General features: G+C 46.7%; 7 protein-coding genes, 1 tRNA gene and 1 pseudogene. 2 read left to right on the plus strand and 7 right to left on the minus strand.

Features of this window, described 5'->3' with window-relative positions; all coding sequences use genetic code 11:
• Positions 1-437 precede the first annotated feature (437 nt).
• The 4 genes from QUB24_RS32305 to QUB24_RS32320 form a co-directional block, all read right to left on the minus strand.
• A tRNA-Lys gene (locus tag QUB24_RS32305) sits at positions 438-509 on the minus strand.
• Positions 510-577: 68 nt separating this feature from the next.
• Positions 578-1,447 carry an aldose epimerase family protein gene (locus QUB24_RS32310; protein WP_445300449.1) on the minus strand — a complete coding sequence of 290 codons (870 nt, stop codon included), beginning with the start codon at positions 1,445-1,447 and terminating at the stop codon, positions 578-580.
• Between the two features lie 141 nt (positions 1,448-1,588).
• Positions 1,589-3,667, minus strand: a complete 2,079-nt coding sequence (locus tag QUB24_RS32315) for a CapA family protein (protein ID WP_333157622.1) — start codon at positions 3,665-3,667, stop codon at positions 1,589-1,591.
• A gap of 12 nt (positions 3,668-3,679) precedes the next feature.
• Entirely contained in the window at positions 3,680-3,835 is a 156-nt protein-coding gene (locus QUB24_RS32320) for a hypothetical protein (RefSeq protein ID WP_158307982.1), read from the minus strand.
• A 605-nt stretch (positions 3,836-4,440) separates the two neighbouring features.
• On the opposite strand from QUB24_RS32320, the gene QUB24_RS32325 reads away from it, so the two are divergent.
• On the plus strand, positions 4,441-4,752 hold the full coding sequence (locus tag QUB24_RS32325) for a DUF6679 family protein (protein ID WP_015177146.1): 312 nt from the start codon (positions 4,441-4,443) through the stop codon (positions 4,750-4,752).
• A 331-nt stretch (positions 4,753-5,083) separates the two neighbouring features.
• Here QUB24_RS32325 and QUB24_RS32330 read toward each other — a convergent pair whose 3' ends face one another.
• The 3 genes and pseudogenes from QUB24_RS32330 to QUB24_RS32340 all read right to left on the minus strand — a co-directional run bounded on the left by QUB24_RS32330 (position 5,084) and on the right by QUB24_RS32340 (position 9,402).
• Positions 5,084-6,718, minus strand: coding sequence for an MBL fold metallo-hydrolase (locus tag QUB24_RS32330; protein ID WP_333157625.1), 1,635 nt, complete (start codon positions 6,716-6,718; stop codon positions 5,084-5,086).
• Between the two features lie 169 nt (positions 6,719-6,887).
• Positions 6,888-7,046 (minus strand): hypothetical protein, encoded by a 159-nt coding sequence (locus QUB24_RS32335; RefSeq protein ID WP_333157623.1) that lies wholly within the window; start codon positions 7,044-7,046, stop codon positions 6,888-6,890.
• Positions 7,047-8,198: 1,152 nt separating this feature from the next.
• Positions 8,199-9,402, minus strand: a pseudogene (locus QUB24_RS32340) (ISAs1 family transposase).
• A 282-nt stretch (positions 9,403-9,684) separates the two neighbouring features.
• Here QUB24_RS32340 and QUB24_RS32345 point away from each other — a divergent pair.
• A complete protein-coding gene (locus QUB24_RS32345) occupies positions 9,685-10,008 on the plus strand; it encodes an RRXRR domain-containing protein (protein ID WP_333157624.1) in 324 nt (107 codons plus the stop codon).
• Positions 10,009-10,061: the final 53 nt, after the last annotated feature.

Below are 10,061 nucleotides of genomic sequence, written 5' to 3' on the forward strand. Positions count from 1 at the left end.
GCATCTCTGGGCTTTTACACCCTTTATCCCTTCCTAGGGAACCCACGCAGAAACCCTGTTTCCCAAGGCAAAAAACTATTTCGTACAACAAACATGGATTATATTTCAAAACAGGGCGTACCTTGTCAACCAGCGGTCTGTTCTTTCCCCCTTTCTCTCGCAGTTGTCCAAGGCCAAGCATCTTACTGCTACTGTAGCCTGTTGTTTGCAGTCGAGTGGGTGGGTCGCAACCACTTATATTTTACACGTTTTTTGCTATAGAAATAGGAACTTGTCGATCTTTGTCATAGACCTTGCGAAAGCTTATATCCCGACGCCCAATTGAGTACAATTACAGCGCGGGACTTACGCCAAAAGAGTTAAAAGTTCAAAAAACAAAATTTTGAGTTTTGAGCTGAATGCTCAAAACTCAAAATTTTTAACTCACAAATTTTTTATGGGTCGCCCGGGATTTGAACCCGAGACCAATCGGTTAAAAGCCGAATGCTCTACCGCTGAGCTAGCGACCCGCGAAAACATTGTTACCGCACACAATTTCTAATAGTAGCACCCCTCATTTGAAATAGCAAGTGTTTTGTTAAATAAAATTTGCAGTCATGCGAACCAGCATCTCGCAAGTCGCTCCCGGCTGCAAATAAATCAAGTGTTCACCAGTGTTGAGGGCATTTCGAGGAGCAGTCCAAGGTTCCAAACAGTAAAAATCCTTGCCCTTCACCATCCAGAAAACCAACTTCCCATAGCTGGAGTTGTAACTGAGGGTGAGCCGCAAGCCGCTCGCCGCGTCAGTGACAGTAGCAGCAAGACCAGTGAGCTCGTCAAAGGAAACATCAATTTCATCCAGCGTCTCGTCAAAAACCCCTGTGAAATAACCCTTTTGGTGGGTGTTGTGATCTCTGTACTGCATCCCCGGAATCTCAAAGCGGAGCTTAGATTTGTCCGTCGCCAAAAAGTAGGGATGCAAACCACTAGAAAACGGCATGGGTTCGTCAGACAGATTGGTATAGCGCTGAAAAATTTCCAAAGAATTGCCTTTAATCTGATAAGTAAAGGCTAGTTGGAAATCAAAGGGATAAACAGCCAGCGTCTTGTCGCTGCTGTCGAGAATCAGCGTCAGAGCGGCGCAACCCTCCGTAACTTGTTCGCCTATTGTCCAAGGCAAGTCTCGAGCAAAGCCGTGCTGTTTGAGCTTACGCTCCACTCCCTTGTGCGTGTAAGTATTGTCGGGGAGATTGCTGCAGATGGGAAACAGGATGGGAATCCCGCCACGTACAGTTAGATCGGGATTGGCGAACCGTTCCGCGTCCAAATAGAAGATTTCTTTGCCTTCAACCAGCCAGCTAGTGGCAATACCGCCCCGTTCCGGCACAACTTCTAGAGTAGAGTTAGCGGTTTCGTCGGAGAGGATATAGGTTTTGTACTGCTTTTGCTTGAGCGCGATCGCAAACACATTTGTCATCGGTAGTAGGTCATTGATCATTGGTTGTCAGTAAATCGATCGTTAATAATTGGTCGCTAGTATCTTGATGTTCGTTCACCCATTAGTGCCCCTATCCTCCTCCTGCCTCCTCGCTGTTCCGACATCCACCAGCTAACCAATGCTCCCAGCTATAGGAGGCAGGGCGATCCGGTGTTTGGAGCGGTTGCTGCTGGTAGCTGGAACGATCGCGGAGGGCGGCTGCTCTTTGAGTGCGACTTCAAAAGATACAGCGCGAGTGGGGGAAAGATAGCTTTGGGGACTCGGCACTGCTCCTTGACTGGGAGATGGGGGCGAAATAAACGGTTCTTTGATGAATGGCTCTTTTGTAAACGGCTCTGGTTCCCGGCTGGGATTTTGAGGTTGAGTGGGGTAGATGCGCGGCGGCAAATTTTGATTAGGAGGTGGGTTTGATTCAATTGCAGGCCCCGTCCCGTTCGGGAAAAATGAGGAGTTGTCCGGCTGTTGGGGCGCAGCCGGCAAAGCCGGCAAAATCAAAGTAGGTTTGGGTTGTCCGGGGCCTTGCTGATTGCTTTCACCGTCGCTGGCCCCGGAACCTCGCCCGCGCTTGTATGTACCGCTCTTTGCAGCTCCTGGCAAGGGAGAATTTGGAGTTTTTGATGCCGATCCTGGCTGGACTAGGGCATCGAGAACTACAGAAGATCGCATCGGTCGATCGAAAATACTAGAAATTTGCTCAATGCGTTTGAGGATGCGATCTGCTGCGACTCCCTTCACCACCTTCGGCTGAAAATTTTTCACCTCCACAGGCAGAAACTCTACCTTCATATTCCTGTCTTTGAGTGATACTTTCAGGACTGCGGTATCGTAATCCCTGCGAGCATTCGGGCCGAATATAAAATTACCCAGCGAGTAAACTATCGGGCGGCCCTTATAAATTTCTGCACCTTGCAGTACCTGGGGATGGTGTCCCACTACCAAATCAGCTCCTTGGTCGATCGTGAACCGAGCCAAATCAATCTGCCAGTCCCCCGGATAATCTGCCAATTCGACTCCCCAGTGGTAATTAACAATAATCCAGTCTACCTGACCCCTAAGAGCTCGAATATCCTCGGCCACGCGATTGTTGCGGCGGGGATTAGTGCCCGCTTTCCCTTGGTCGGCGACGTTAAGCTCGGCATCGTAATAACCGAGGTAGGCAATCCGCTGACCCTTAACTTCAATAATATCTGGACGCCTCGCTTCTTTAATATCTCTGCCGGCTCCCAGGTGTTGAATCCCACTATTATCTAGAGTATTCATAGTCTCCACCAGCCCCGGTTCCTCGTAATCCATAGCGCGGCTATTTGCCAGATTGACAATATCCACTCCTCCGGCTGTTAATACTTTCACCGATTCTGGATCGGCTTTAAAATTTAATTGTTTTTTGGCAGAGCCCAATGTAGAGCGAGTCAGGGAGTTTTCTAGGTTAACCATCGCCACATCTGCTTGCCGGTACTCGTCCATATTGGCGAAAGCCCATTGGTGATCGTTGGCCGCAGATGCTCCGAGCGCATCCGATAGATTCACATTTCCTCCGAACATCAGCGTTACTGTTGGGTCGTAAGGATTAGCAACTTGCTTTTGCTGTACTACTGGTACCACTTCTAAGGCAGCTTGCACCGTATCCGCACGTTTTGGAGGCGGCCCCGAAATTACAGCAGCTTGCTGGTAGCCGGATACTGGAGATCCTAACTGCAGGGCCACAGCCTCGTGGTAACTGACCCAACACCCTAAAATAAATGAGGCAAGTGCCGATCCCACTAGCAGCAGAGAACGATACGTTTTAAATTTAACCCAATCGACGGCCGGTAGGGAACGGTAACGCCGCCGCTGGCGGTTTGCCGGAGTCACAATTCGCACTGACTGTTTCCAGAGAATGTCTGCATCCCCAGCCAAGCGCGCGTGAATTCGCACTCCTTCTACTGCTGGCGAGTTGAGTCTCCAGAGTTGGTGGCAAATAAATTTGACTAATCCTTCCCGGATAGTGCTCCCCAGTAATGTAGTATCTGGCGCAAATTCGCGCTGGAATTCTACGAGGATTTGGACGCAGCCGGCCTGAGCCTGTTCGACGCGGGCATAAATCCCTTCGGGGCGCAGCAAGCTGTCAATCCAGTAATTCAGGGCTTGAAAGTTGCCCGATCGCGCTAGCTCCAAGATAGACGGCTGCGACCAATTTTCTGCGTACACCATCAATTAGCCTCCTTAATAAGCACGAGCGATGACTCCAATTTGTTTTGAACGGAACCGCAATTCTTTTAGCTTAACCGCCACAGGTTCCGCTGCCCGTTTTGAAGCTAGTTGTTGGCCGCCACCATTTTCTACATTTAGGGGCTGCCTGCTGTCAGTGATTTTTATCACACTCCGGTCACTCGATTTTAAATTTTAGATTTTAGATTTTAGATTGAGTTCAAAGGGGTTAGTGGACGATCAAACAAACGTCGCAACAAAAGGTTTATGGGGGACTTGAGGCAGAAGAGAGGGAGATTTCTGAGGCAGAGTCTGTTTTTATTGTCGCTGTTTGAGTGTCGCTTTAGAGCTTTCGCTTTGAGATTTGAGATTTGAGATTGAGCCTTGACGGCGTTAGTGGGCGATCGAACAAACGTCGAAACACTCTTGTTTCTGGGGGACTTGAGGCAAAAGAGATCGAGATTTTTGAGGCAGAGTCTGTTGTTATTGTCGCTGTTAATCGCGATCGCCTGAGTCAAGTCCTAATGCTCCGATCTATGCTGGCAAATGCCTCTCACGAGGGATGCCACTGACTGCAAAACCTGTAATTGGATAAATGGCGTACTAGATAGATTTGGTGGTAAAATCAAATTTGGTAACTCCCATCGGTACCAAAGTTGCGGAAAACGTGAAACTGGCCAGTCCATACGGCTGTGCCTTCCGATGTAAAACCCAAAGTACGTTACGGTAAACAGACCATATTTTAAGCAAGTTACACTGCGCAGGAGAACTGACAAATGCTACAGCGCAAAATCTATCAACTCTGTTGTGATGGTCGTGAGGTTTCTATTTTTCTTCGAGATCAGCAACGTTGGATAGAGCGCGCTCGTATCCTAGATATTGAAGGGGATCTAGTCACGCTGCGCTACGAAACCGACGAAGAAGACGAAATCAGCTCCTGGGAAGAAATGGTGCGTCTTGAAAGTATTGGATCTGTGTCCCAGAAGTTGGCTTCGGTATCCCGAACTAACTGCGAACCCCTAGTTTCTGACGATTGTCCCGAAGCCGAACAAATTCGCAATCACTACCCGGACTCGAATTTGGAATAGTTTTGAGCTCGCGCTTGAGGCACAAGGAAAACTTGGGGGAAAAGAAAACGACTTTTCTCCCTTTTTTGTGGAGAAAGTAGGCAAAAAACCCGGTTTAGGCCAAACATATTCTGGGTTGTGACCCCATAAGCTATTTTGCCTTTAAATTTAAGCTTGATGGCGGGATCTCCTGCCCAAACCCTACTCCCCACAAGAGCGTAAGTACACAGTAGTTTAAAAATTCAATACGCGACAGCTTACCCCTGCTGAAACGGGGTTTTTTGTCTGGGTGCGTCCAGGAGTGTTTTTTTGTTTTTTGTGCCTGCAGGCTGGTTTCGAGGTGCCCGACAGCTTATTCGCCGTCTGTTTCCCCATCTAGGAAAAGTTCGGACTCAGGTATCGCTTTAAACACCGGACAGAAACCGTCGGGGGTTACTTTAAAGCCAAACAAAGCACTGGACTGGTTCCAACAGCGCTGACTGCGGTAGTGCTGGCAATTGCCGCAGCATTCGAGGTTTGCCTGAACGGCGCTGCCTTGAAAAAGGAGTTCCCGCTGGGAGATGCCGCGCAGTACCAGTTCTTCGCCTTGCCAGCGCGCTTCTACCAAACCGGTATCGGCAAAATTGGCCCACCGAGGATCGGCTGTAATCGGACTCGGCAAGCTAATTGCTACCTCTGTCCCCAATTCGCTGAGTTCTCCCTCATAGTTAGTTTCTGGGATAGCGGGCTGCAAAAACATTTCCCCGATCGGCAATTCGACAAGTGTTCCGGCCGCCGGAGTGTGCAACTGGTAGCGGTTTCGCAGCTCGTCCAAGTTAGCCAAGTCAGCCAAATATGCAGGGGAACCGTGGAGTAAAATTACGTGCTGGGGACGCAAATTGTGGATGAGTTGGGTAGTCCCCGGCCCGTCGCAGTGTTCGGCTAGCAGATAAGTTTCGACACTTGTGACTCCAAATTGGGGCCTGTTGCCCAGCCAGTCGCTGACGGGATATCCTGGTTTTTGAGGGGCGAGCAAAATCCAAGGATTTGTGCCATCGGCAACATACAAACCCAAATCAGCTAACTTGTCTGTAATCACAATACAGGGCGTGGCTCCCAATCCGGGACGTTGTTCGGCAGACAGCCGCCGGACGCGGGGTTTCACCCTTTCGTCCCAAAACAAAGGTTGGTGCAGAGCAAAATTTTGGACGGCGGTGGGAAATTGGGGTAACAGTTCCAGATAAGCGTCGCACCCGTCGGCGACAGTGCCGTCCACCCAAATATCCAAGTCCCGGCCAGTAAAGTAGTGGTGACTGCGGAGCAGCATCAGCATTTCTTGCCCCAAACCAAGGGCCGGCGCGGGCAGCAGTACCGAGTAACCGTCGGCGATGGCGCGGTGGATGCGATCGGCTAACTGATTTTCCAGTTGTCGGCGGTGAGGGTGGCGGGCCGTGCCGTAACTGCCTTCCAAAATTAACACATCCGGCTTCATGCCCCTGAGTTCTCCCAGGGGCAAACCTTCCACCAAACGAGAATTGGACAGGAAAAAGTCGCCGGTGTAAACCACGGTGTAGGTGCGGTGCGGGGCTGCATAAGTCAGCAGCACAGTCGCCGCTCCGGGCAAATGACCCGACGGGAACAACTGCACGCTCAGTCCTGGGCGCACTTCGAGCGGCGACTGCCAGGGCAGTCCCTGACAGAACCGGGACTCTGGCTGATGAGCCACTTCTGGCCAGTTGAGCGGTAGCAGTCGCGCTGTCACTTCGCTGGCGTAAATTGGCAAGTGGGGGAAAGATTGATGGAGTGCTAGCAAACCTCTGGCATGATCGGAGTGGGCGTGGGTACACACCACGAAATCGGCTGGCAGCGATCGATTTAGTGTCGCTGACAGCGGTGCAATATCCTCTATACCGCAGTCGAGTAAAATGCGGTGCGGCCCCATTCGGACTAGCAGACAGACCCCTTCCTGTGCGTGGCCTGCGCCGTAAGGTAAACAATCGAGATCCATCACTGCGGTTAGCTCCCTGCTTTGCACGCAACTTGCAGTATCGCCACTTTTAAACATCGGTTGCGACTGCATTCATTCGATCGAGTTGAGTCTCGGACGCTGAAACCGGGTTTGATGAACGAAAACACTTTGTTGCCGCCCTCGCTCCCGGTTAAAAAACCCGGTTTATCTAAAGTTGTGGTGCGTAAGCCGTGGAGTTAAATGTTTGCTCGAAGGCTCCGGCTCCCGTGCAAGGAAAGTAATTGCACTTAAGATTTGATGCAGCGCCAAGAAAGCGATTTTCCGAAGCCATTGGCCGGACGGGCATTCGGCCTGCGAAAAAGTTCATGCTACTGGTTCTGGCATCAAAAGTTACATTTTATTGCACCATGTAAGAGTAGTGAACTCGATCTCATATTCTGAGTTTTAAACCTTTTTTCACAATTTGCGCCTGCTAAAAGCTAGTCTTTTTTATGAGAAGATTTTAATTCAGATGTCCAAAGATCTTGATAAAACTTTACAATTCTTCATTTTTAGGGTTGTGAGGGCGGTGTATAGTCCAATCTGAAAAACGGAGAACCAGCATCGTGCTAGCTAACTCCTTTTGTCCGGGCAGAGAGAGACTTTATGAGTTTGCTCGGTTTCTTTGTAAAAGTTTGATACATTCTTCTAAGCAAACCTTGTGGCTATCGAGGAGAGAGTTTAAATGGCTTTTGACGCCGCCCAAAAACGGATATAAGTTTCCGACAGGAATCGCCCGCAGCCCAAAGTTTTAGACTCTTGTTCAAGCTCCAGATTCATCTGTGAAGTAAATCTCAAATCGCTCGACAGAGGGCGACTCGACGGCTCTGCCAAAGTCTCGCCGAAGTCTCAAAACTCAAACCTAAAATCGGCTGACTTGCCCATAATAGGTTTGTTTACAAAAAAACACGGGAGGCGGAAAGCGAGGGTATCTTCAGATATCAGATGCAAGCGACACGGCGGTTTCAACCGCCTTGAACCTTTCTTAGTATTTCTTAATGAAATAGCTAAAATATATCCTGTAATATAAACATATAAGTCAGTTATAAAATTCGTATTAAACCGTTTGATCGCTGATGCTAGTTGGTAATGATTAAACTTAAGACTTGAATATGTGGCTGCAAAGTCCGTCAAGAAACTTAGGGTTTAATTATTGCGAAAGAAATCGACATAGAAAGATAAGGCCCGGCTCGCCGGAACCTGTGGAATTAAATCTTTTTGAGATTGAATTTCATGAAGGCTTGTAAGGTAATAGGCTGCTCTCAAAAAGAAAACAGCTTGTGGGCAAGAACCCAGGGTAAACGCATCTAAATTAATTTGACAAAACCAGAAATTTGTGCATTACTAAATAACTAAAAAAACCTTCTTAAAATCATTAATTTTAACCCCACTTAAGCAGATTAAATCAGAATCTTAAGATTTTCTAAACTTCTTAAATCCGGATAATTTTCCTTCTTATATTTCTCTTAGATTTCGAGTATTAACTGGCAGAGTTTAAAATTTTAACTAAATAATTATTGTCCATTGCTGCTCGATACCGTTTAATTTTTAGACTTTGTGCCGGAAGTTTTCTCTTGTTTCAGTAAATTTATGGCTAAACGACGTAAAAGTGCAAAATTTTCGGGAGAGTTCTGTTTGCGAATCCGGCTTTCATCTTCGCAAAATGTAACATCGAGTGTCCAATGTAAGCTATTCTCAATGCCCCAATGACGGAGGATCGCTAGGGCAATTTTTTCAGCATTACTGCTTAAATTACTAAGCGTAAAAACGAGATTCAGTCGTGGTTTTATTCCACAGCCGTCGTTCACTAACTATCATGACAACTGTTTTTAATCCCGTCCATAATTCTTGATTATGCACTTGTGGTAACTCGGATACATCAACAGTCCAGACTTGTCTTTTTTCCACTCGATGATGTCCTGCTTCTACTTGTTCATGCCGGATTGTAGTCTCTGCCTAAATAATCTGATTTTTGAGCTACTTCAAACCATTCTTTTACGGCATTGTACAGAAGTTTTTGATTTCCTTTTAAAGCTAAAACATAATCTCCTTTTTTCTTGACAATCAGAGATGTTAGGTCTTTTTGACAGCCCATAGCATCTATGGTTATTACGCTTCCGGCAATTTATAACATTTCTATTAATGCTGGGATTGCTGTCAGCTCATTAGATTTTTTATCCACTTTTTTTTGTCCTAAAACCAATTGATGAGATGAAGACCAGGCAGTAACTATATGTAGCGCTTTTTGCTGGTCATTTCGGTCATAAGATTGTTTCATCGTTTTGCAATCAATGGCAATCACGTTTAGTTCTAACTCCCCGACTATCGCATTTACCCAAGTCAAAAAACATTCTTGAAACTGCTGCGGTTCAATTCGGGCAAAGAAGGAGACTAAATGTGTCATGAGATGGTATACCATTCGGTAATTCTAGAAAGCTTTTCAACCATTTATATTTGGCGTTACCATAGGCTTCTATTGCCACCCATCCGTCTGAACCGCTGATGATAGCTAGAATCGCAATCGCTATAATATCTTTGAGTAAGTGTTCTTTACTTCTTTCTATTCTTGGGTATTTCAAATTGGCAAAATGCTCTAAAAAACTGGTATTTAAAATATTCATTGAAGGCAATGAATCTGTTTGTTTTTGTTTGGAAGTTACAGCTTTACTAAAACCTCTTGCCATTGATAACACGAATAAACTACAATAAACTACATTAAAATTTAGTCGGATTTAACTGTAGCATATTTTGCGTTAAAGTTAAGATGCGTTTACCCTGGAGAGATAGCCAGTCTTAGCCAATAGCTACGTTACTCCGGTCAAGACACCAAAAAGTGCTTTCCAGCTTTTTGCTCTGTCGTTCAACTTTAAACATCTGTATTTAGCTAAGGAAGTGAGTTGAGCCAAACAAGCCGGAGTAACTTTGACGAGGGAAAAATTACCTGAGCAATCAGAGTTTTAAATCTCATGTCCAACTTTGTCTTTGTTATTGACACCAGCAAACGCCCCCTTAATCCTGTTCATCCAGGATTAGCTCGTTTACTTCTTACCCAAAGAAAAGCTGCCGTCTTTCGTCACTTTCCTTTTACGATCATCTTAAAAACTGCATCAGCAGAAATAACTCAGCCTATCCAGTTAAAAATAGACCCAGGCTCTAAAACTACTGGCATAGCATTACTCTCGAATGATGCGGTTATCTGGGGTGCTGAATTAACCCATCGTGGGCAAGCGATCAAAGATTCATTGGCATCCCGCAGAGCCATTCGTCCAGAAGTGTTGAACGCTTATTGATAGGATTCTGAAAATAGACATACGAATCCTATAAAATGCTGATTTCAGCAATT

The sequence above is a fragment of the Microcoleus sp. B9-D4 genome, from assembly GCF_036705105.1.
Lineage (GTDB): Bacteria > Cyanobacteriota > Cyanobacteriia > Cyanobacteriales > Microcoleaceae > Microcoleus.